The following is a 20,088-nucleotide window of genomic DNA, read 5'->3' as shown; positions in this document are numbered from 1 at the left end:
GGTTCAGCGGTTGCTGCTTTTCAGCTCTCAGATCAAGAGTTTATTGATAAGTTGGCGAGCGCACCTTTATTGTATGAACCAGGAACCGCTTGGGACTATGGATTTGGTATTGATGTCTTAGGGATCATTCAAGAAAAAATTGCAGGTCGTCCTCTAGGTGCGGTAATGCAAGAACGTATTTGGAATAAAGTGGGTATGCCTGACACCACTTTTGATCTTGCAGAAAAAGATCGTCCTCGTTTAGCGCAGCCTTTACCAATTGATCCCATCTCAGGCAAGCCTCAGAAGGTCGATATCCTGACTAAAAAGGTGAAGTTTGATTGCGGCGGTTCTTGCGCATACTCCACTGCTGGTGATTACATTCGCTTTGGGCAGATGTTGTTAAATGGTGGAAGTCTTGATGGTAAAAGAGTTCTAGGGCCACAGACCGTTGCATTTATGACATCGAACCATTTAAATAAAGATATCCGCAATAATGTTGCGCTAACTGAGCCTGGTCGAGTAGGTTATGGATTTGGTTTAGGTGTTGCAGTTCGCATGGAGCGGGGTTTATCTGCAATCAATGGCAACGTTGGCGACTATAGCTGGAATGGAGCTTATGGCACCGTTTTCTGGGCTGATCCAAAAGAGCAAATGGTCGTCGTGATGATGGGTGTTGCACCTGGTGATATTCGTAAGATTCATCGCGAGCAACTGAACTCTGTTATTTATGGAGCATTAGAGAAGTAAATTACAAAATTGCGATAAGTAACAGCAAGCCATTTTAGTTATGTGGTTTTATCACTAGCTACAATGGCTTTTTTATTTCTTCGAAGTTAATTTTCATCTATATGCATGCCATTGCATCTTGCTTTTCAAGGTTCTGTACTACTTGGCAAGTTCTTTATAAAGCTCATTAAATTCTTGTAAGCTTTGCGAAAATTCAGTTTCCACCTTGATATTTTTCAGTGGGATTCCCTTTTTATTTAGGTAGTCGCGGAAAGCCTCATCTAAAACAGAATGAAATTTCCTTCCTTCATCATCTGCGATTTGATGAAGGATATTTAAAATCTCAGGGTTAGCCTGCGAGGAAAACTTCATAAAGCCCTTTAAAAAGATAATATTAAAGCCTAAATTCTCGATAGTGCCGATACAGATTGGCTATTGAGGCAAATCCTAAGACAACGATGAGAACTGAAAAGAGATATTCAGTACTCAAGTAAGTAAATACGCCAAGATAAATCAATATTGCTGCAGCGATAAAGGCGCCAATGGATCCAAAGGCAACTAATTTGAAATTAGGAATAAATGCGCCTAGAGTGATGGCGACAAAGATCAGATACAACTCAGAAACCAATTGATCTGCTGTTACAAAAATTCGATTGGTCAGCTCAAGCTCGATGAATTTACCTACTACAGCAATGAATAAGATAGCTCCCAAGATAGCAAAGTTCAACTTTGCCTTGCGCAGAATACTGAGGAGTTGATCGTTCATATCACTCAAGAGGCGCTATCGTTAAACACCAAACTCATACCAATCCAAAGGATGATGAATGCGATGAGTATGGTAGATCCAATTTTTTTGAGAAAGTATTCCAAGCTATTCATATAGACTGTGTCGCCTCTTCCAAAGTAATGGTCGAATCGTTTCCAAAAAAGGCGCCCAACTACTAATGGAAGGAGGATAGCAATAATGCCAAAAATGATAGTAAAAGTAGAGCTCATAAAAATACGATTCCTTAATACAAGGGCGTACTTAACTTAGTACGGGGAAGTCGTAAAGGATACAGGGGTTATCCACCAAGATCGAATTTCTGAGGACTGGGTCCTGAACCCAGTCTCCAAAGAGGTCGCATAGGTCAGCATCGTGTGGCATTTGCTTCTTGACCATCACATGGGGCCAATCACTGCCCCAGATTAATTGATGGGGATTGGATGCAATGACGGCATCATTGAAGGGTCGCATATCAGCATATGGCAAATCACCATCACAGATTCGATAGGGCCCAGTCATCTTGACCCAAGCTTTCTCCTGACGTATCAGCTCAAGCATGCCTTGAAAGCCTAAATCATTGACTCCATGTTTTGCATGAGAGTAGCCAAAATGACCAAAGACTAGATCCACAGGAAAATCATCAAACACCTGAGCCAATTTCGGATATTCATTGACATGCATGAGTAGTTCGAGATGCCAACCAAAAGGGGCGATACGTTTGGCCAAGGTAGTGAGATATTCAATGGGTAGGCCTGCACTTTTATCTGCAACATCGACAATATTGCAGCGCAGACCACGCACTCCCGCAAGATGTAGATTCTCAAGTTCTAGATCGCTGGTATTGTCAGCAATAACGGCGACCCCACGAAATTTTTGAGGATCGCTCGTAAGCGCAGCGAACATCGCACGGTTATCACTACCGTAAACACTGGGCTGCACTAGTACAGCTCGATTTACCCCTAATTGATTTAGAAGATCATTGTAATTTTCTAGTGTGGCATCAGGCGGTGTGTAGATGCGTTCATCTGCATAGGGAAAGCGAGTTGCTGGACCACATACGTGCGCATGACAATCGACAGCCCCGTTCGGAAATTGGATCTTAGGTGAACGAATTTCCGAATCAGGTGCTTGACATAGAGGTGCGCGATGATTACTGAGGCTCAATCGCTGCTTCTTTAGCAATCTTTTGATACTTTGTGATTTCTTCACGAACAAATTTACTAAATTCAGCTGGGCTCATTGGCGTTGCTTTAATCCCTTTAGTTTCATAAGCAGTTTTCACTTCGGGATCAAGCATAGATTGATTGACGCTCTGATTAATTTTAGTCACGATAGCGGGAGGTGTTCCAGCGGGTGCCCATACACCAAACCACAAGCCAATTTCAAAATTGGGATAGCCTTGCTCAGCAATACTAGGAATATCAGGCACTGCGGCATTACGAGTTTTGCTGCTCACACCTAGGGCGCGAGCTTTGCCACCTTTTAGTTGTCCAATCGCTGTATCTAGAGGCGCCATATAAAAGGCTGTGCGTCCTGATATGGTGTCTTGAATTGCTTCAGGCGAACCTTTATAAGGAACATGAATCAACTTAATACCCATCAGTTGATTGAAATACTCCGCTGCCAGATGGGTGGAGCTGCCAACACCAGCAGAGGCAAAGGTGATCTCTCCGGGTTTAGCTTTAGCGGCTGCCACTAAGTCACGAATGCTTTTATATGGACCATCTGCTGCAGTGATCATCACATAAGGTGTCTGCCCAAGAATAGCGACATCAATCAAACTTTTTAATGGATCGTAAGGCAGCTTCTTATAAATAGCGGGGTTAGCTGCATAAGACGCTGATTGCACTAGTAGGGTGTAGCCATCAGGTTCGGAGTTGACCACGACGCCTGTACCAATCAAACCTCCTGCTCCAGGCCGGTTTTCAATAATGACGGACTGCTTCCAAGTTTCATTAAGGCTTTTAGCTACCACTCGTCCAGCAATATCAGCGCCAGAGCCTGGAGTGAGGGGAACCACCATTTTGACGGTTCGGTCAGGATAATTTTGTCCTGGGTTTTGAGCATGGCTGACATTCATAGTCAGGGCGAACCCCAAGCCGAAGGTCATATTGAGGATGATTTGGGCAAACTGCCTTGGGCGCTTGGTGATATACATCTGGTCTCCTTCAGTATTTTTATAGTTTCATTAGATAATCTACCATGCTCTCAGAATTACATAAATAGCAATCTACAAAGATATAAAGAAAGCGCAGATAAATGACTCAAAATGCAAAAACTAACACAGTTCAGATCAATGGACTCGAGGTAGCCTATCGATTTGATGGGCCCGAAAATGGCCATGTCGTTTTAATGGCTAACAGTTTAATGTCAAGCCATGCGATGTGGGACTGGAATGTCCCAGCTTTGGCAGACCGTTATCGTGTATTACGTTACGACAAACGAGGTCACGGAGGCACTCAAACAACGCCAGGAACGTATTCCATTGCGCAGCTAGCAGATGATGCAGTTGGCTTGTTAGATGCATTGCAGATCAAGAAAGTCCATTTTGTTGGTTTATCGATTGGCGGAATGATTGGTCAGCAAATTGGCGCACGCTTTCCGGAGCGTGTGTATTCCTTATCTCTATGTGATACCGCCAGTGAAATGCCACCTCGTAGCTTATGGGAAGATCGTTTTGCAACAGCGCGTAAAGAGGGTCTTGCTGGATTGGTAGATGGAACCATTAAACGCTGGTTTACCGATCCTTTTGTAAAGCGTGCCCCACAAGATATTGAGAAAGTGCGTCAGATGATCCTGGAAACAGGTGTTGATGGATACATTGGATGCGGTAGTGCAGTGCGAGACATGGCTCAAACCACCATGCTGCTCAAGATTAAGACGCCTACATTAATTTTGACTGGCCGCCAGGACCCAGCGTGTACAGTAGAGCAGTCTATCGTACTCAATCGCATGATTGAAGGATCAAAGTTCGTCATCATCGAAGAAGCTGCGCATTTATCGAATATTGAACAGCCAGCAGTTTTCAATCAAACCATTCGTGAATTTATCGATTCAGTAGACGACGCACTATAGTGAGAGAAGTATTTTTGAAGTAAATGAAGTGCCAAAGAAGTACCTTATTAGGAGAATGGAATGGCTGAGCCAACAATTGAGCAAGTAAAGCAAATGCGTACCGCAGTATTAGGTGCTGCAGCAAAGGTACCAGGCGCCTTAATTGGTCTGGGAATTTTATTTATCGTGCTTGGCATGGTTGGTATTGCAGGCCAGACCCTATTTTCTTTTGTGTCTATTAACGTATTGGGCGCCTTCTTAATTGTGGGCGGCATATTGCAAGGTGTTCACGCCTTGAAATCTCATGGCTGGAAAAGCGTTGGTATTCAAGCAATCCTAGCTATCTTGTATATCGCAGCCGGTTTGTATACCTGGGCATTTCCGATCCCAGCACTCGAAGTCATTACTCTGTGGTTAGCAGCTATCTTTTTTGTTACAGGTTTTCTGCGCCTGGTATCTGCATTTCAACATCGTCTTTTTAGCGAATGGTTTTGGTTAGTACTTTCATCGGCAATTTCCATCTTGCTAGGCGTAATGATTATGAATAGCTTCCCATCTTCCAGCTTGTGGTTGCCTGGATTACTAATAGCAGTCGAGTTGCTATTACAAGGCTGGTCAATGCTTTTCTTGGGACTAGCTGCACGCTCACTTACGAAATAATGAGCATTCTTATCTATAGATTCGAAGAGCAACAGCCATGACAATGAAAAAAACAGATCTTTATAAAAATCAAGGATTGGCTGTTGCTAGTCGCATGAAGAACGCTGCCAAAGCGCCAAAACCAGGCAGTGCTGAAGATAAGGTCTTGAGTAAGAAAGAGTTAGCAAAGGCCAATCCCTTATTGGCATCATTGATGGGCAAACCTAAATCTAAGTCTAAATAAGTTTAGCTGCGTCTATATCTATGCGTCAGCAGCCACTTTTCTTAATTGATTTTCTGAAGCTGAGTGCGGCACTTTTAATTATTCTTCATCATTTGTCGAGTTACGGACAAATTGCAGAAGATGCACGTAGTCTCTTGCCTGAACTAATGACTTGGCTGTTTGAGTATGGTCGTTATGCAGTGCAAATATTTTTGGTCATGGCAGGTTATTTGGCAGCTCAATCACTTAGTCGCTATGCCACGATCAAATTTAGTGCGCAAAGCCTACTCAAGGTGATTCTGAATCGCTATCTCCGTCTCTTTAGTCCCTATACAGCAGCACTAATTTTCACCATAGTCTGTGCCTATATTGCACGGCATTGGGTGAATGATGAATTCGTCGGTGAAACAGAGACTTTAGGTCAATTTTTAGCCCATCTCTTTTTTATCCAAGGCATCTTGGGATTGGATTCCATTTCTGCAGGCGCTTGGTATATCGCCATTGATTGGCAGCTTTATTCCGTATTGGCTATTTTGTTGATTTCTTTTCCTGCTTACCAGGCAGTCATTTGGGTGATTAGCATTTTGGCAGTGAGTTCATTATTATTTTTTAATCGCTCTGGGGCTTATGAGGCCTACTTTATTTATTTTATTGGATCCTACAGTCTAGGTGTCTTGGCCAACTTAGCCAAAAGCTTTGAAAATCAGAATGTCAATCGATTAGCCAAAGTAGCCTTAATTATGATCGGTTTCATCATTGCAGCTTCCTCCTTCCAGCAGATTTGGTTACGAAACTTTTTAGCTTGGTTTGTTGCGATTGCTTTATTGCTATGGGGGAATTATCCCTATCCCTCGATTGCAAATGGCAAATCATTTTTACTGAAGGCAATTGCTTGGGGAAGTTTGCGCTCCTACAGCGCATTTCTGATTCACTTTGCATTTATTTTGCTAGCCAACACCTTGTATATCGCAACAGGTATGCATACTCATGAGAGTGGGCTATTGGCGCTCTCGCTGATGTTCTGTGTGGTGCTTTTCAGTACAGTTACTGCTAATTATTTATATCGCTGGGTCGAGCTACCATCGCTCAGGCTCCAGGTTTAAAGCCCCATCTCTTTTAAAACGCGGAAAATTTCTCGGTAGGCTTTGGGAGGTTTGTTCTGTTCTTTTTCTCTGCGGGCATTGCGAATCAGAGTACGCATATTCTGAATATCCATATCGGGATACTGTTCGATCATTTTGGTAAATGCTTCATCATTTGACACCAAACGATCACGATAGCTTTCTAAAAAATGGAGCTTAGCCGTTTCAGCCTTACTGACCCCCTGAATGGCATCCAATCGTTTTTGAATAGCATCAAGCTCTTCATCATCTAAGAAGCGCATCAATTTACCAAGATATTGCTTGTGGCGGCGAATCGCTTCAAAACTTTTGATTTTATTGGTCTCCGCGATTGCGGTCTTAATGGCCTCATCTAGCGGAATCGTCTTCAGTGCATCACTACTGAGCGCAGCCAATACTTCGGCCAATTTCTGGCGTTCTGTCATTTGGCGCTTTAACTCTGATTTGCTGGGCCCGTCATCAGGCTCGGCCAGCTTGGGAGTCCTATTTTTTTCATTGATGTGCATGGTCTTATTTTAGACGGGTATTAGGCTTCCTAAGCTTCCCTAGTTCATTTTTTGTTTAAAGAGCCTTAAGTCTGTGCTTGAAAAAAGCTGACTGCGCCCAATAACGGTAGAAGGCTTCAGTTTTCCCGATTGCACATAGCGGCGCAAGGTAGGCAAGGAAACTTCAAGGTACTCAGCAGCCTCTTCTGCTGAAAAGGCCTCATTTTTTAATCTTCCAAATACTTGATCATGGCTATAGTCGGAATCTTTAAAGGCGCTAATGGCAATCAGTGAGAAAAATTTAATACGTTCTTTGGCTGTCATCTGCTTTACTTGTGCAAATAAATCTTCAGCTGTAATTGATTGGCTCATCGAGTTTTCCAGTTCTTAATGGATAAATTTTTTTAGTTCGGTATAAAAATTTTCATGGCTAGCGACTTTGTAGAAATCAATCCATAACATTTTTAGACTCTTATCATCAACACCATACTGATAGGCAATTAAATACTTCTGTCTATTAAAGCGAAATTTATAAACATAAACATCATGTAGGTCACCAATCTTTTGTTCACCCATTTCAGGATTCTTACAGAGCGCTATCACTACGTCTTCAATCGCAAGTTGGAGAGGTTTTCTGGATTTTTTAACAAATTGTGCAAATGGTCGTTTGTATTGAATTCTTATGATCTAATATTAGATCAATAGTGATCTTATAACAAATCATCAAAAGTAACAAGAAATACCCGAATTTTTGTATTGGTAAATAATGGAGGCCATCATTCATTGCTAGTTAGAAAATGGCCTTGGCTAACACATACGACTACATCATTATTGGAGCAGGTAGCGCTGGCTGCATGCTCGCTAAGCGTTTATCTGAAAATCCTGCTAAACAGGTCTTATTAATTGAGGCAGGCAAGAGCGACAACTATATGTGGATCCATATTCCTGTCGGGTACTTGTATTGCATTGACAATCCCAGGACTGATTGGTGTTTTAAGACGGTCAAGGAGAGCGGTTTGAATGGCCGCTCCTTGATATATCCACGCGGCAAAGTTTTGGGCGGCTGTTCCTCCATCAACGGCATGATTTATATGCGCGGTCAAGTTGGTGACTATGAATCATGGGTCCAAGCAACGGGTGATGATGCTTGGTCTTGGGAAAATGCATTGAAGCGTTATCAGCAGTTTGAGGATTATCACAGTGATGCTAATGAGTGGCATAGCAAAGGTGGCGAATGGACTGTGTCTAAGCAGCGCTTACGCTGGCCCATTATGGATAAATTTAGGGAAGCAGCGGTAGAGACAGGTATCCCTGCGTCGGATGACTTTAATCGGGGCGATAATTTTGGTGTTGGTTACTTTGACGTTAGTCAACGTGCCGGCTGGAGGCTCAATACCTCAAAAGCATTTTTAGATGAAGCTATTAAACGTCCTAACCTTACAGTGATCACTGAGGCTATGGTCACCAAACTGAAGATTGATGCGAGCGCTAAACATTGTGTTGGTGTGGAGTATCTCAAAGATGGATTGAATGCAGAGGCACTTTGCGCCATAGAGCAGGGTGGTGAGGTCCTGCTCTGTGCTGGAGCCATCGGCAGTGTACAAATTTTAGAGCGATCGGGTATCGGTGCGGCTGCCCATTTGAATTCGTTGGGCATCCCAGTCATACAAGATCTATCTGGAGTTGGCGAGAATCTTCAAGATCATTTGCAATTACGGATGGTCTATAAGGTTGGCGGTATCTCAACTTTAAATACTAAGGCTAATACCTTATGGGGCAAGATCAAGATTGTCTTAGAGTATTTACTAAAGCGTTCGGGGCCGATGTCCATGGCGCCATCTCAGCTGGGAGCCTTTGCTTATAGCTCGCCTGAGCAAGCACGCGCCAATGTGGAATATCACGTACAGCCTTTATCACTAGAAAAGTTTGGTGATGATTTACATGCTTTCAATGCATTCACAGCGAGTGTCTGCAATATCAGACCGACATCGCGGGGAAGTGTCCATATCAACTCCCTAGATCCAGAGGCGCCACCTGTCATCAATCCAAACTACCTATCTACCGCTGAAGACCGAAAAGTTGCTGCTGAATCATTAAGGTTGACTCGCAAAATTGTGCAAACTGCTGCTCTTAAACCTTATGCTCCAGAAGAGTACAAGCCTGGGGTGCAATATCAAACGGATGAAGAGTTAGTAAAAGCAGCGGGGGATATTGGCACGACCATTTTTCATCCAGTGGGTACCTGCAAAATGGGGCGCGCGGATGACCCGATGGCTGTTTTAGATTCTGAATTACGCGTTAGGGGCATTCATCATCTACGCGTAGTGGACGCTTCTGCAATGCCTACGATTACCTCCGGTAATACAGCAGCCCCCACAATGATGATCGCTCAGCGGGCTGCAGAATTGCTGACTCTTGTTCACTAGCCTCTAAAGAGATCAAGTCTAAGGCACCCCTCCTTTTGATTGCGTCTTACTAATGGGTTTACTCCACTTAAAGAGACAGTGAATCATAAAGATCAAAAAGAAGAACAATCCTGTTAACCAGTGAAGCAGGATGGCAGAATCACGAAACTCTACAGGCCCGTAATACAAAAAGCCTCCCGTTATGAGTAGGATGACCAGAAGGCCTAGTTGTGTAAATCCACTCAGCCATTTTCTAGCAGACTGATAGCCCGCCTTGAGGTGAAATGGTAGGACCGAACCCAAGGCGATGCTGGCAATGATTGCAGTGAGCCCGTGAATCGCCAGTATCTTGTGATGACCTAATAGGCTGCGCTCAATATAAAATTCATGGCCAAGTAAATACATCGTACCGGTAATGGAGCAGCTGAGGATGCTGCTAATAACAAAGGCTCTTTGCCAAGCGGGCATTTTTCCAAGACGACTCATCTGCTAATCCTGATGGCTTGAGCAGAGTAATGTGCAAAACAGGGATGTTTTTGCTGTTTAGAAAGTGCCAATACTTTGGTTAGCGCATCGGCATAGACACATTCTTTTGCCAAGATGGAATAAGACTCAAGAAAATGCTCCTCAATATCTAATTCTGTCTTCTTAAAGGGGTGAACAATATGACTTTTTTGTTTGTCTCTGATGGAAAAGTACAAGCCGCTCGTGGCAATTGCTCCATTTGATAAGCTGCCAATTTCAAATAACTGACTTGGTATTTGGGGGTTACGAAGATAAATGATCTGGGGAATATTTCCGAAGACTCGCAAATCTCCGCCTGCGTTGACTGCTCCTGAATTTACTCCTCCTGCAATCAAGGTGTTTACTGCCATATCTACTGCAAAGCCCTTAGCGATACCACCAAGATCTAAGCAAAGTGGGCGTATTGAACTGACTGTCTCTTGATCAATAAAGTAAAGATCTTCAATTCCACCAAACTGATGCTCATTGATATTGAGATGATTTGGCAATAAACCCGCAGTAATGAGGCGATGCCCGACTCCACAATTAAATAATCCACCTGAATGTACGTGGATATCTTTGGCAATGTTTAGTATTTGAGCAGTCCATATATTAATGTTGATGGGGCGCAGGTGTGCTTGACAATTGATCTTAGACAGATCACTTTGAGGATGATGAAAGCTCATTAAGTTTTGAACTTTTTCAATTTCATTAAAGGCATCGTTCATTGAGGTCTCAGCATCATCTTGCTGAACAGTTATCTCCACAAAGGTGCCCAGAAGTGGTTTACAGCGCCTCATTTACTTTTCATATGTTTGAGCACTAGATCGTGTAAAACAGCTACTCTCTTAACCCCATCGGCAATATGCTTACAAGAGAGGGTGGCACCCCCAATATTTTGAATATCTTGATTTAATTTAATCGGGTCATCAATATTTTTTCCTACAAATTGATTTCGCCACTGGGCCTCTGCTACTTCATAGCCATAGGACTCTACATACTCTAAGATTTCGATTCCAGTGATACTGCCAGCGGGGTTCAGACCTACTGCATAGGTAATCATTTCATGTTTACCTACTACTTCATCTACAACAAACCAGCTGCCGTCGTTCGCTTTCCAGATTCGATTTCCTTGGAATGGATGACGAATGCTTGAGGCGACTCGCATTTTCTCTTGCAATTCTTTGTCAATCAGAATCGGTGTTTGATGTAGTTGCTTATTGGGTAGTAAAAGCTTTTGAGCTTGCTCTACTGAAGCATAAATTTTGGCTTGGGCAATCATCGGTGTACTGATGATTGCCAATCCAATTATAGTCAGAGGATATGGATTCCAGTTCATTATCAATTTCTGTTTGTTTTTAACTCAGGGGGAATCCTACTTTGACAATGAACTCATTGACAGAATGACTGTCCCAAACCCGAGCATTTGAACATTCGGCAGTACCATCACCCATGCAGGTATTACCTTTAAGCTGATAGCGCCAGGCACCAGTGACCCACCAGTCTTTAGTGGCATAGTGCACATTCGGACCCACAAAAGTTGCTTTTTGAATTTGGTTTTGAAGGTTGTAACTGGAGTAATCGTTATGAAAGCGCGCCTCTACACCCGCTGACCATTTAGGCGCAAATCGATAGCTAGCACCCAATAAAATATCGAGCATAGACTCAGGCACATTGCCATTACCAACAAACTTTAACTGTTCATTAGCAACGACCACGTTTCCAGCTAAGATGAGGCGGTCATCTATAAAGTTCGATTGCAGTAGCAGGCGAGCCTCAATCTCATTTTTATTTTTACCAATAGTAGGCTCTAAATAAAGTCCGACTCCAATAGGCGAGGTGACAGGATTGGTGATGCGATAAATGGCTTCTAATGACCCACCTTCAATGCCACTTTTTCTGTAAGGGCTTGCGGGGTCATAACTTTCTGGTACGCCATAACCGGCTGTGCACGATGCAGAATCACCACAAGCTTCTGGGTTGGTGTAGTTCTGACTGGCATTGGTGTAGTAAGAATTGATATAACCAGCAATCTGTAAATCATTCGTCAGGCCATATTCAAGTTCAGTTCTGGCTGTCCAAGCTTCATATGTGCCAGCTGCTTGTTGTTGATTTAACTGTAATCGTTGCTCGAACTCCAAACTTCCCTTGGGCTGAAGATCTAGGGTGTATATCCAGCCAAAGACGCCTTCACCCGCAAAAGCGAATGAGACGTGGAGAGCAGCAGTGATGCACAAGGCAAAGGCAAGAATTTTTTTAATGGTGATTTTCATATTTGATGTGAAGTGGTTGATAAAAGTAATTGAGAATGGTTCTCAATATAGCATATCAAATAAGAATGATTCTCATTTGGTAAAATGACCACTTCTCAATAAATGGCGTGAGTTGCATGGCTTTTCTGCTTTACTTGTAAGATTCTTTTTAAATGGATGCCCAGGCCCTAGAGAAACTAGTTTTGATGAAAATGCCTTTTGGTAAATATGCTGGTCGTGCGCTGGCTGATTTACCAGGAAATTATTTGGCTTGGTTTGCTCGTAAAGGTTTTCCCAAAGGCGAACTTGGGCAATTATTAGAGCTCATGCACACTCTTGATCACAATGGTCTGCGTGGTCTACTGGCACCCATCCAGCGGGCGCATGGCATACAGCAAAGATCCTAGTTACTTGGTAGTTGTGTTGACTTGCTTAATGGGAAGATGAAAATCAATCCCTGTTTTTTGCACGAGGGCTTCATAAGAGATCGGAGGATTCATATTAGCCTCATTGGTGTTTTCTACCCAATAGGCCCATGCAGAATTTCTATTAGGGTCATACACTAATTTGAAAAGATGGCTTGGTATGGTGACTCGTCCATTGCCAATACTTCCGGCGTTTCCAATCGAGCCGGTGTAAACATAAATATCTCCTGCTGCTCTTTTGACATACTGCCTGGTTGGCTCCTCAACATTTTTTGCCCAGATTCCCTGATTATTTTGCCTAGCCTGCGGCATCATATTGGCTAATGAGAAAGATTGAGCCATGGATTTGTCGGCGCTCATATCTCCCGCAGGCGCGTTATGTCCACGGTCATATCCGCTGCCACGGTAGTCTGAGAGCTGAGCGCGCTCTGCATAAGGAAGGCGTGCCTCCTCATAGAACTGATTAGTCCTGCGGGGGTGGGGACCTACAAACTGATCGCGGTGGAGTTTTTGAACGGTATAGATTGGTTTTTTGTCCTGCGGGGAGTAATAGATTGCAAATCCATCAAAACAAAGATCACGTCCCAGTTGTGGACTGGACGGAACTTGTTGTTTAGGAAAAAGGTCTTTGCAGTCATCAAATAGGGCAAATGCATTGAAGCTTGTCAGCAGGAGGGTTAAAAGCAGGACCTTACGAATGGATTTCATAGCGTATTAGTGTAGGGCTTGATGGGCTCGAAAGGGATAGCAAAAGTCTTTTCTGGGTAATGTTCTCTTGCGCCTAATTGATTGGGATTAGCTCTAGAGCTAGGCGGAATTATGGTAATGACAATCCGATTTAGCTCTCTTGAATAGTCTTCTGAAGACTTTATTTCTGTGAAGATCATGTCTTGCAGCATTGGAGAAAAACCACTACCGGTAGAAATTTAAGCTACTTTAAGTACTAGATACATGGTTTTAACTGAAGAATTTTCATCCCAAATAGTAAAAAAGTCCCGAAATATTGATTTTTTTACACTATGAAATTAGTGCTTACTTACGTCTTTAAGTAACTGATTTTATTGAAGTAATTATTATTCTTTGCTACTGACTATAAAAGTCTTGCTATTTCAAGAACTAAAAGTTATTAAATTATATTTCTTTATGCTTGACTTGATATAAGAACCTTTTTAGGATGACCTATGTTTTTTATATATTGCGTTGCAACATAAATTCAGAAAATTGTTTTTATGAGGTGTCGCAAAAATTGAATGAGTAAATATTTATCTAACAATTTGAGTAAGACCCAGGATTCAAAGCCAGTAGTGATGGCTGCTAAAGAGCTCCTGGTTCTTGCAATGTCCCCAGTCTTTAGGGTGGTTAATGGCATCCTCGTGGTTGTCGTCTTTATGGTGGTTGGACTCTGGCTTTCAGGTAACGGTACAAATGCTGGTCCTTTTGATTTGGCTCGGATCTTGGTCCCAGATGAGGCTCGTCAGATTGTTTGGAGCAATGGCTTTGGCATCCTTGACCAATCCCATGACTCTCAAGTGACTGCTAATGCAGGGTCAAGTGATAGTGGGATTGCTGCTGTGCTCTTTAGTAAGCCAACGGCTACAACTGGCTTGACTAGCGCTAAACAGCAAACCGTTGCCTTATTAATGCCTTCTGTGGCTCAGGTGCAGGTGAAATCTATTTCACATTTGTCTGATCGCATCCCCACCTCTAAGATTGACCCTCTAGCCCTCGATACTAATTTGATGAGTTCAATTCAGAATCAGAGAGCAGTAGCTGATTTTTTTGAAAAGAAATATAAGCTCGATCGTGCCAAGATTGAAGAGTATGTTTCGAATGCAGTCTTGATCGCAAAAGAAGTCAATATTGATCCAGTGTTATTGCTGGCGGTGATTTCTGTTGAATCCAATTTCAATCCCAATATAAAGAGTCATGCGGGTGCAGAAGGTTTAATGCAGGTCATGACATCTGTGCACAGAGATAAGTATGCTCACTTTGGCGGCACTTCAGATGCTGTCAAGCCTGAGGTAAATATTCGTGTTGGCGCATATATCTTGAAATATCTGATCGCTACAGGAGGCTCTTTACGTAATGGTTTGAAGTTTTATGTGGGTGCAGGGAATGCAGAAGATGATGGTGGCTATGGCGATAAAGTGATGGCCGAAAGAAATCGCATCATCGGATTGTGTCAAGACCGCTCAAATCATCGTGTGACATCAAACAATAATCAATTGCGTTCTTAATTTCAGATTCTGAAGATTCAAAATAAGGCCACCCGCTGAGGTGGCCTTATTTATTAGGCAAAACAGATGATGTTGTTTAATTCACGCCATGGAGTTCAACATCAAATACGAGGGTGGCATTCGGTGGAATGACGCCACCAGCACCACGGGCACCATACCCCATTTCAGAAGGGATGATGAGAGTACGTTTACCTCCCACTTTCATACCAGCGACGCCTTCGTCCCAGCCTTTAATCACATGGCCAGCGCCCAAGGGGAAGCTAAACAGTTGCCCACGATCTAATGAGCTATCAAACTTTTGACCTTTGTGATCTGCAGCTTTGTCATCGAATAGCCAGCCTGTGTAATGGACGTCGACATGATTGCCTGTGATAGCTTCTTTGCCTTCGCCTACTACGGTATCAATTTTTTGGAGTTCGCTCATGGTGTTTTCCTATTTCATTTCAAAATGAAGACTAGTATATTCTGAGCGTTATCGATTATCTAGACCCAAAGCACCCTGACTGCATGAAAAATTTCTGGTCACAATCACCATATAAGACCCTAGAGCCTGGTCCGGATGGCCAGCTTTTGGTAACAGATGACTTTTTGCGTACTTATTTACAAAGGCCTGAGCTCAGTCTCGTACCCGAATCTTGTACTGCGGAGCAATCTATACATGCCCGGTTACTCGCAAACCCTCGTTGCGATATAGCAAAGGAAGAAATTGGCCAAATGGCAGATGCGGATATTCAGGAAAACTACCGTGTCTGGTTGCGTTATCGTGCCCGCTTAGTGGCAGCCAACTCTTTGGAGAGTTTTTACATGAGTTTGTTTAAAGGTGAGGGCGTTGATGTGCCTCCCTTGTTTGTAGCTCAGCTAGCGCAAATATTTGTTCGCCATATCCTAGGAGAGAACGCCCATCCATTGGAGGCAAGGATGGGAGAACTATTTTTTAGAACCCAGAAAATCAGCCTACTAGAGGATGGAATTGTGATGGGCGCTGACGAGGAAGTCGTCGCCCGAAATTTGCAAGCAAGTGAGACGGGCAATATTTTAGATTTACTCAAGAGCAAATCACTTGCAATGAGATCCGCAGATCTTGATGTGCTGCATGAGCAGAATGCTACTGAATATTGGGCACGTGATGAAGATTTAGATTTGGCAGTGCAGTTGAACTTTGGGCATGAGCCAATTAATCATTTCTGTCGTTTAGTGGAAAAGTGGATCGAGCATTTTTTGGGTGTCAAAACTCGTATCACTCCTATGCAACAGATTAGCGACCCTAAGTGGTCATGGCATGTAGGCTTAGATGCTGTAGCGACGGGGATACTGAACAAACTCTACAATAAAGAGGTACTAGAGGCCGACGAGCTGGAAAAAATCATTTGCTTGTTTCGTCTTGATTTTGTCGATGAGTCTGCAGTGGCTAAGGCACAAGCAGGCAAGCCAGTCTATTTGGCAATTGCATTGAATGAGCAACAGCAATTAAAGCTCAAACCTCAAAATCTATTATTTAATCTGCCTTTAGCAAAAGCGTCTTAACTGACTACTTGTTTTTTGTGATGGGCGCTTAACCAAAGTAGCGCACCTGCGGTAATCAAGACGGGTATTAGCGACCCTATATTGAGAATATTCCAGCCTTGTGAGGTAATGAGTGCGCCTGAGCCGAATGAGGTAAAGGCCATTGTTCCAAAAACAAAAAAGTTAATTGCAGCTTGCGCTTTATCCCGCTCTTCGGGTCTGTAAGCGGTCATTGCCAGCGAAGTAGAACCGGTGAATAAAAAATTCCAACCCACGCCTAGTAAAAAGAGTGCAATTAAAAACTGATGAAGATCGGCTCCAGTTAAGGCAATCGCAATACAAATGAAGTTCAGGACTACGCCTACCCCCATGATTTTGAGGGTACCGAAGCGCTGAATCAGAGACCCAGTAAAAAATCCAGGCGCAAACATGCCAATGACATGCCATTCCAGCACTAAAGCGGTGTCAGCAAAAGGGAGTCCGCAGATTTGCATGGCAAGGGGTGTGGCAGCCATGAGTAAGTTCATTACTCCATAGCCGAGCGCAGCACCAATCACAGCAACCATAAAAACTGGCTGAGCAAGAATTTCTTTTAGGCTTCTTCCGGCAGAAAGACGGTGCTTAGTTTTGAATTTTTCAGGAAAGTGAATGAATTGCATCACGCCAATGCCGATCAATCCAGCAATCGATAAACTAAGGTAGGCTCCTAGGAATGCAGCATCAAAGAGATTTTTTGTCCACAATGCCAAATTAGGCCCAATAACGGCACCCAAAATTCCTCCAGCTAAGACCCAAGAGACCGCTTTATCGCGTTGACTCAATTCAGTGAGTTCAGCAGCAGCAAAGCGATAGAGCTGGCCATTTGCGCTGTAATAGCCAGCGATAAAGGTGCCAGCAACGAGTAGCCAGAAGTTTTCACTAACAGCGGCATATGCGCAGAGGAGTGCCGACAATATCGCTACCAATAGACCTAGCTGAAATGAGATTTTCCGTCCAAAGGAATTTTGGGATTTGGCCACGATCGAGGTGGAAAAAGCGCCACCTACGACATATCCCATAATCGGTAGGGTAGCCATCCAGCTTGCTGGAGCGAGGCTTAAGCCAACTAAGCCATTAATGGCGATGAAGGTGACATTATTAGTGAGAAACAGGCCTTGGCATACGATCAGCAGCACCAGGTTTTTATTAAGCAAGGGGTGTTTACTCGTCATAGGCTTGAGTTTACGGTGCTTTTGTTTATTTGTTTGTCTTAGTGGATTCCCTTAAATGAGGCATCTTCAGTCGACCGGGGGTTCAAATAGGGCAATTTCGCCACTGCCAATGATTTAAAATAGAAAACTCGCCTTATTGGCAGTGGGCCTGCTACCAGCGGCTTGCAAAATGCAGATGGTGAGAGGGCTAGGGTAAAAACCTGGCTCTGTAAATTGATCAATATCGAGGAAATATTAATGGCTTCAGAGAAATCAAAGATTATTTATACCCTGACAGACGAGGCGCCGCTGTTAGCAACTTGTGCCTTTCTGCCAGTCATTCGCACTTTCACAGCTCCTGCAGGAGTAGAAGTTGTCAAGAGTGACCTCTCTGTTGCTGGACGTATTCTTGCTGGATTCCCAGAGTATTTAACTGAAGAGCAAAAAGTACCCGATAATTTGGCCGAGCTTGGCAAGATGACTTTGATGCCAGACACCAACATTATTAAATTACCTAACATTAGTGCTTCGGTACCTCAGTTGCTTGCGGCAATTAAAGAATTACAGGCTAAGGGCTATAAGATCCCGGATTTTCCAGATAATCCTAAAAATGACGAAGAAAAATCAATTCGTGCGCGTTATTCCAAATGTTTAGGAAGCTCAGTCAATCCAGTATTACGCGAAGGAAACTCGGATCGTCGCGCTCCTAATGCAGTAAAGCAATTTGCGCGTAAGCATCCTCACTCTATGGGGGATTGGAGTCAAGCTTCCCGCACACACGTCTCACATATGCATGGTGGTGACTTTTATTCAAATGAGAAGTCCATGACCATGACCAAAGCATGTGATGTCAAGATGGATCTAGTCACTAAGAGTGGCAAGACGATTGTGCTCAAGCCTAAAGTCTCTTTAATGGCCGGCGAGATTATTGATAGCATGTATATGAGTAAAAAGGCATTGTGCGAGTTCTATGAAAAAGAAATCGAAGATGCTTACAAGACTGGCATGATGTTGTCCTTGCATGTCAAAGCAACCATGATGAAGGTCTCGCATCCCATTGTGTTTGGGCATGCTGTAAAGATTTTTTACAAAGATGCTTTTCAAAAACACGCTAGGCTCTTTGAAGAGTTAGGCGTTAATGCCAATAATGGTATGAGCAATCTGTACGACAAAATTCAGTCTTTACCAGAATCTAAGCGCGAAGAAATTATTCACGATTTGCATGCATGTCATGAGCACCGTCCTGCCTTAGCCATGGTGGACTCTGCCAAAGGCATTACCAATCTTCACTCTCCAAGCGATGTGATCGTAGATGCTTCTATGCCAGCGATGATTCGTGTAGGCGGAAAAATGTGGGGTGCTGATGGTCGTTTACATGACACTAAAGCGGTGATTCCAGAAAGTACCTTTGCTCGTATCTATCAAGAAATCATTAATTTCTGTAAGACGCACGGTAACTTTGACCCCACTACGATGGGGACCGTGCCTAACGTAGGCTTGATGGCTCAACAGGCAGAAGAGTATGGTTCACATGACAAAACCTTTGAGATACAAGAAGCTGGTGTGGCACGTATCGTTGCAGATGATGGCACCGTATTGCTTGAGCAAAATGTTGAACAGGGTGATATCTGGCGGATGTGCCAGGTCAAAGATGGTCCAATTCGTGACTGGGTCAAATTGGCAGTCAAGCGTGCACGTCTTTCTAATACTCCAGCAGTCTTTTGGTTGGATGAGTACCGTCCCCATGAAGCTGAGTTAATTAAGAAAGTGAATACCTATTTAAAGGATCACGATCTTAAAGGTGTAGATGTACAGATCATGTCTCAAACACGTGCAATGCGTTACACCTTGGAGCGCGTCATTCGCGGTAAAGACACGATTTCTGTAACCGGTAATATTTTGCGTGACTATTTAACTGATTTGTTCCCAATCATGGAATTGGGTACTAGTGCGAAGATGTTATCGATCGTGCCATTGATGGCAGGTGGCGGCCTTTTTGAAACAGGCGCTGGTGGTTCTGCTCCAAAACATGTTCAACAACTAGTTGAAGAAAACCACTTACGTTGGGATTCACTTGGTGAATTCATGGCTTTAGCAGTTTCTCTAGAGGATGTTGGTGATAAGACTGGTAATGTAAAAGTCAAAATTCTAGCTCGTACCCTAGATGAAGCTACAGGTAAGTTGTTAGATAACAATAAATCACCATCTCCACGGACAGGTGAGTTAGATAACCGTGGTAGTCAGTTCTATCTCGCAATGTATTGGGCCGAAGCCTTGGCTGCCCAAACAGAAGATAAAGAATTGCAGGCTTATTTTGCGCCTCTTGCTCAATCGCTCGTTCATAATGAGCAGAAGATTGTTGATGAGTTCAAGGCTGTTCAAGGTAAGCCAGTGGATATCGGCGGTTACTATTCAGCAGATTCAGAAAAGTGCAAAGTGGTCATGCGTCCAAGCGCTACCTTTAATGCTGCTTTGAAAGCTGCCAGAGCTTGATTCTGTAGGTAGGCTTGTGACGGAAAAGGCAAACCAAGGGTTTGCCTTTTTCTTGTTTTTATGTAAGTCAGCAATAAATTGAT

25 protein-coding genes are annotated in these 20,088 nt (G+C 43.4%); 10 read left to right on the top strand and 15 right to left on the bottom strand.

What is annotated here, in order from left to right:
* Positions 1-729, top strand: a 729-nt coding sequence (locus ABWP14_RS09985; protein ID WP_353202826.1) for a serine hydrolase domain-containing protein, incomplete at its 5' end; no start/stop codon positions are given.
* Positions 730-867: 138 nt separating this feature from the next.
* On the opposite strand, the gene ABWP14_RS09980 is transcribed toward ABWP14_RS09985, so the two are convergent.
* From ABWP14_RS09980 to ABWP14_RS09960, 5 genes are read right to left on the bottom strand one after another with little or no spacing between them, the layout of a single operon-like run.
* Positions 868-1,080, bottom strand: a complete 213-nt coding sequence (locus ABWP14_RS09980; protein WP_353202825.1) for a hypothetical protein — start codon at positions 1,078-1,080, stop codon at positions 868-870.
* 22 nt (positions 1,081-1,102) lie between these two features.
* The gene (locus tag ABWP14_RS09975) at positions 1,103-1,474 is read right to left on the bottom strand and encodes a hypothetical protein (RefSeq protein WP_353202824.1); all 372 of its coding nucleotides are present in this window, start codon (positions 1,472-1,474) and stop codon (positions 1,103-1,105) included.
* A gap of 5 nt (positions 1,475-1,479) precedes the next feature.
* Positions 1,480-1,704 carry a hypothetical protein gene (locus tag ABWP14_RS09970; RefSeq protein ID WP_353202823.1) on the bottom strand — a complete coding sequence of 75 codons (225 nt, stop codon included), beginning with the start codon at positions 1,702-1,704 and terminating at the stop codon, positions 1,480-1,482.
* A gap of 31 nt (positions 1,705-1,735) precedes the next feature.
* Positions 1,736-2,638, bottom strand: a complete 903-nt coding sequence (locus ABWP14_RS09965; protein WP_353202822.1) for an amidohydrolase family protein — start codon at positions 2,636-2,638, stop codon at positions 1,736-1,738.
* A complete protein-coding gene (locus ABWP14_RS09960) occupies positions 2,625-3,632 on the bottom strand; it encodes a Bug family tripartite tricarboxylate transporter substrate binding protein (RefSeq protein WP_353202821.1) in 1,008 nt (335 codons plus the stop codon). The genes ABWP14_RS09965 and ABWP14_RS09960 overlap by 14 nt, the downstream gene beginning before the upstream one ends.
* Before the next feature lie 101 nt (positions 3,633-3,733).
* Between ABWP14_RS09960 and pcaD the strand changes: the two genes are divergently transcribed.
* The 4 genes from pcaD to ABWP14_RS09940 are packed head-to-tail and all read left to right on the top strand — an operon-like array spanning position 3,734 to position 6,493.
* The gene (gene pcaD, locus ABWP14_RS09955; protein ID WP_353202820.1) at positions 3,734-4,549 is read left to right on the top strand and encodes a 3-oxoadipate enol-lactonase; all 816 of its coding nucleotides are present in this window, start codon (positions 3,734-3,736) and stop codon (positions 4,547-4,549) included.
* A 60-nt stretch (positions 4,550-4,609) separates the two neighbouring features.
* Positions 4,610-5,188, top strand: a complete 579-nt coding sequence (locus tag ABWP14_RS09950) for an HdeD family acid-resistance protein (RefSeq protein WP_353202819.1) — start codon at positions 4,610-4,612, stop codon at positions 5,186-5,188.
* A 37-nt stretch (positions 5,189-5,225) separates the two neighbouring features.
* On the top strand, positions 5,226-5,411 hold the full coding sequence (locus ABWP14_RS09945; RefSeq protein ID WP_353202818.1) for a hypothetical protein: 186 nt from the start codon (positions 5,226-5,228) through the stop codon (positions 5,409-5,411).
* 20 nt (positions 5,412-5,431) lie between these two features.
* Positions 5,432-6,493, top strand: a complete 1,062-nt coding sequence (locus tag ABWP14_RS09940) for an acyltransferase family protein (protein WP_353202817.1) — start codon at positions 5,432-5,434, stop codon at positions 6,491-6,493.
* On the opposite strand, the gene yjgA is transcribed toward ABWP14_RS09940, so the two are convergent.
* Genes yjgA through ABWP14_RS09925 form a run of 3 tightly spaced genes read right to left on the bottom strand, consistent with a single transcriptional unit; the run spans position 6,490 to position 7,674 of the window.
* The gene (gene yjgA, locus ABWP14_RS09935) at positions 6,490-7,017 is read right to left on the bottom strand and encodes a ribosome biogenesis factor YjgA (protein WP_353202816.1); all 528 of its coding nucleotides are present in this window, start codon (positions 7,015-7,017) and stop codon (positions 6,490-6,492) included. The genes ABWP14_RS09940 and yjgA overlap by 4 nt on opposite strands.
* Positions 7,018-7,056: 39 nt before the next feature.
* Entirely contained in the window at positions 7,057-7,368 is a 312-nt protein-coding gene (locus ABWP14_RS09930) for a helix-turn-helix domain-containing protein (RefSeq protein WP_353202815.1), read from the bottom strand.
* Between the two features lie 15 nt (positions 7,369-7,383).
* Complete coding sequence (locus ABWP14_RS09925) at positions 7,384-7,674, bottom strand: type II toxin-antitoxin system RelE/ParE family toxin (protein WP_353202843.1); 291 nt, start codon at positions 7,672-7,674, stop codon at positions 7,384-7,386.
* 119 nt (positions 7,675-7,793) lie between these two features.
* On the opposite strand from ABWP14_RS09925, the gene ABWP14_RS09920 reads away from it, so the two are divergent.
* On the top strand, positions 7,794-9,422 hold the full coding sequence (locus tag ABWP14_RS09920; RefSeq protein WP_353202814.1) for a GMC family oxidoreductase: 1,629 nt from the start codon (positions 7,794-7,796) through the stop codon (positions 9,420-9,422).
* Between the two features lie 18 nt (positions 9,423-9,440).
* Here ABWP14_RS09920 and ABWP14_RS09915 read toward each other — a convergent pair whose 3' ends face one another.
* Genes ABWP14_RS09915 through ABWP14_RS09900 form a run of 4 tightly spaced genes read right to left on the bottom strand, consistent with a single transcriptional unit; the run spans position 9,441 to position 12,178 of the window.
* Positions 9,441-9,887, bottom strand: coding sequence for a hypothetical protein (locus ABWP14_RS09915; RefSeq protein WP_353202813.1), 447 nt, complete (start codon positions 9,885-9,887; stop codon positions 9,441-9,443).
* Complete coding sequence (locus ABWP14_RS09910; RefSeq protein ID WP_353202812.1) at positions 9,884-10,705, bottom strand: FAD:protein FMN transferase; 822 nt, start codon at positions 10,703-10,705, stop codon at positions 9,884-9,886. The genes ABWP14_RS09915 and ABWP14_RS09910 overlap by 4 nt, the downstream gene beginning before the upstream one ends.
* Entirely contained in the window at positions 10,702-11,244 is a 543-nt protein-coding gene (locus tag ABWP14_RS09905) for an FMN-binding protein (RefSeq protein ID WP_353202811.1), read from the bottom strand. The genes ABWP14_RS09910 and ABWP14_RS09905 overlap by 4 nt, the downstream gene beginning before the upstream one ends.
* A 19-nt stretch (positions 11,245-11,263) precedes the next feature.
* A complete protein-coding gene (locus ABWP14_RS09900; protein ID WP_353202810.1) occupies positions 11,264-12,178 on the bottom strand; it encodes a DUF6662 family protein in 915 nt (304 codons plus the stop codon).
* Between the two features lie 152 nt (positions 12,179-12,330).
* Between ABWP14_RS09900 and ABWP14_RS09895 the strand changes: the two genes are divergently transcribed.
* Positions 12,331-12,564: a DUF3820 family protein gene (locus ABWP14_RS09895; protein ID WP_353202809.1), complete on the top strand. Its 234-nt coding sequence runs from the start codon at positions 12,331-12,333 to the stop codon at positions 12,562-12,564.
* Here ABWP14_RS09895 and ABWP14_RS09890 read toward each other — a convergent pair whose 3' ends face one another.
* The gene (locus tag ABWP14_RS09890) at positions 12,565-13,290 is read right to left on the bottom strand and encodes a DNA/RNA non-specific endonuclease (protein ID WP_353202808.1); all 726 of its coding nucleotides are present in this window, start codon (positions 13,288-13,290) and stop codon (positions 12,565-12,567) included.
* A 542-nt stretch (positions 13,291-13,832) separates the two neighbouring features.
* Here ABWP14_RS09890 and ABWP14_RS09885 point away from each other — a divergent pair.
* The gene (locus ABWP14_RS09885; RefSeq protein WP_353202807.1) at positions 13,833-14,819 is read left to right on the top strand and encodes a transglycosylase SLT domain-containing protein; all 987 of its coding nucleotides are present in this window, start codon (positions 13,833-13,835) and stop codon (positions 14,817-14,819) included.
* A 76-nt stretch (positions 14,820-14,895) separates the two neighbouring features.
* Here ABWP14_RS09885 and ABWP14_RS09880 read toward each other — a convergent pair whose 3' ends face one another.
* A complete protein-coding gene (locus ABWP14_RS09880; RefSeq protein ID WP_353202806.1) occupies positions 14,896-15,243 on the bottom strand; it encodes an FKBP-type peptidyl-prolyl cis-trans isomerase in 348 nt (115 codons plus the stop codon).
* 83 nt (positions 15,244-15,326) lie between these two features.
* Here ABWP14_RS09880 and ABWP14_RS09875 point away from each other — a divergent pair, with 83 nt between their 5' ends.
* Positions 15,327-16,343 (top strand): DUF6352 family protein, encoded by a 1,017-nt coding sequence (locus ABWP14_RS09875; RefSeq protein ID WP_353202805.1) that lies wholly within the window; start codon positions 15,327-15,329, stop codon positions 16,341-16,343.
* Here ABWP14_RS09875 and ABWP14_RS09870 read toward each other — a convergent pair.
* Positions 16,340-17,533 carry an MFS transporter gene (locus tag ABWP14_RS09870; RefSeq protein ID WP_353202804.1) on the bottom strand — a complete coding sequence of 398 codons (1,194 nt, stop codon included), beginning with the start codon at positions 17,531-17,533 and terminating at the stop codon, positions 16,340-16,342. The two genes, ABWP14_RS09875 and ABWP14_RS09870, sit on opposite strands and share 4 nt — an antisense overlap.
* Before the next feature lie 237 nt (positions 17,534-17,770).
* Between ABWP14_RS09870 and ABWP14_RS09865 the strand changes: the two genes are divergently transcribed.
* On the top strand, positions 17,771-20,005 hold the full coding sequence (locus ABWP14_RS09865) for an NADP-dependent isocitrate dehydrogenase (protein WP_353202803.1): 2,235 nt from the start codon (positions 17,771-17,773) through the stop codon (positions 20,003-20,005).
* Positions 20,006-20,088 lie beyond the last annotated feature (83 nt).

Source organism: Polynucleobacter sp. (assembly GCF_040400325.1).
GTDB lineage: Bacteria > Pseudomonadota > Gammaproteobacteria > Burkholderiales > Burkholderiaceae > Polynucleobacter.
The sequence above is the reverse complement of the archived record's forward strand: the minus strand, read 5'-3'. Positions and strand labels throughout refer to the sequence as shown.

What these genes read in the sequence shown, in the direction of transcription:
- ABWP14_RS09980 (WP_353202825.1), bottom strand. Translation starts at nt 1,080, where the DNA reads ATGAAGTTTTCCTCGCAGGCTAACCCTGAGATTTTAAATATCCTTCAT.
- ABWP14_RS09975 (WP_353202824.1), bottom strand. Translation starts at nt 1,474, where the DNA reads ATGAACGATCAACTCCTCAGTATTCTGCGCAAGGCAAAGTTGAACTTT.
- ABWP14_RS09970 (WP_353202823.1), bottom strand. Translation starts at nt 1,704, where the DNA reads ATGAGCTCTACTTTTACTATCATTTTTGGCATTATTGCTATCCTCCTT.
- ABWP14_RS09960 (WP_353202821.1), bottom strand. Translation starts at nt 3,632, where the DNA reads ATGTATATCACCAAGCGCCCAAGGCAGTTTGCCCAAATCATCCTCAAT.
- pcaD (WP_353202820.1), top strand. Translation starts at nt 3,734, where the DNA reads ATGACTCAAAATGCAAAAACTAACACAGTTCAGATCAATGGACTCGAG.
- ABWP14_RS09950 (WP_353202819.1), top strand. Translation starts at nt 4,610, where the DNA reads ATGGCTGAGCCAACAATTGAGCAAGTAAAGCAAATGCGTACCGCAGTA.
- ABWP14_RS09945 (WP_353202818.1), top strand. Translation starts at nt 5,226, where the DNA reads ATGACAATGAAAAAAACAGATCTTTATAAAAATCAAGGATTGGCTGTT.
- ABWP14_RS09940 (WP_353202817.1), top strand. Translation starts at nt 5,432, where the DNA reads ATGCGTCAGCAGCCACTTTTCTTAATTGATTTTCTGAAGCTGAGTGCG.
- yjgA (WP_353202816.1), bottom strand. Translation starts at nt 7,017, where the DNA reads ATGCACATCAATGAAAAAAATAGGACTCCCAAGCTGGCCGAGCCTGAT.
- ABWP14_RS09930 (WP_353202815.1), bottom strand. Translation starts at nt 7,368, where the DNA reads ATGAGCCAATCAATTACAGCTGAAGATTTATTTGCACAAGTAAAGCAG.
- ABWP14_RS09920 (WP_353202814.1), top strand. Translation starts at nt 7,794, where the DNA reads ATGGCCTTGGCTAACACATACGACTACATCATTATTGGAGCAGGTAGC.
- ABWP14_RS09915 (WP_353202813.1), bottom strand. Translation starts at nt 9,887, where the DNA reads ATGAGTCGTCTTGGAAAAATGCCCGCTTGGCAAAGAGCCTTTGTTATT.
- ABWP14_RS09910 (WP_353202812.1), bottom strand. Translation starts at nt 10,705, where the DNA reads ATGAGGCGCTGTAAACCACTTCTGGGCACCTTTGTGGAGATAACTGTT.
- ABWP14_RS09905 (WP_353202811.1), bottom strand. Translation starts at nt 11,244, where the DNA reads ATGAACTGGAATCCATATCCTCTGACTATAATTGGATTGGCAATCATC.
- ABWP14_RS09900 (WP_353202810.1), bottom strand. Translation starts at nt 12,178, where the DNA reads ATGAAAATCACCATTAAAAAAATTCTTGCCTTTGCCTTGTGCATCACT.
- ABWP14_RS09895 (WP_353202809.1), top strand. Translation starts at nt 12,331, where the DNA reads ATGGATGCCCAGGCCCTAGAGAAACTAGTTTTGATGAAAATGCCTTTT.
- ABWP14_RS09890 (WP_353202808.1), bottom strand. Translation starts at nt 13,290, where the DNA reads ATGAAATCCATTCGTAAGGTCCTGCTTTTAACCCTCCTGCTGACAAGC.
- ABWP14_RS09885 (WP_353202807.1), top strand. Translation starts at nt 13,833, where the DNA reads ATGAGTAAATATTTATCTAACAATTTGAGTAAGACCCAGGATTCAAAG.
- ABWP14_RS09880 (WP_353202806.1), bottom strand. Translation starts at nt 15,243, where the DNA reads ATGAGCGAACTCCAAAAAATTGATACCGTAGTAGGCGAAGGCAAAGAA.
- ABWP14_RS09875 (WP_353202805.1), top strand. Translation starts at nt 15,327, where the DNA reads ATGAAAAATTTCTGGTCACAATCACCATATAAGACCCTAGAGCCTGGT.
- ABWP14_RS09870 (WP_353202804.1), bottom strand. Translation starts at nt 17,533, where the DNA reads ATGACGAGTAAACACCCCTTGCTTAATAAAAACCTGGTGCTGCTGATC.
- ABWP14_RS09865 (WP_353202803.1), top strand. Translation starts at nt 17,771, where the DNA reads ATGGCTTCAGAGAAATCAAAGATTATTTATACCCTGACAGACGAGGCG.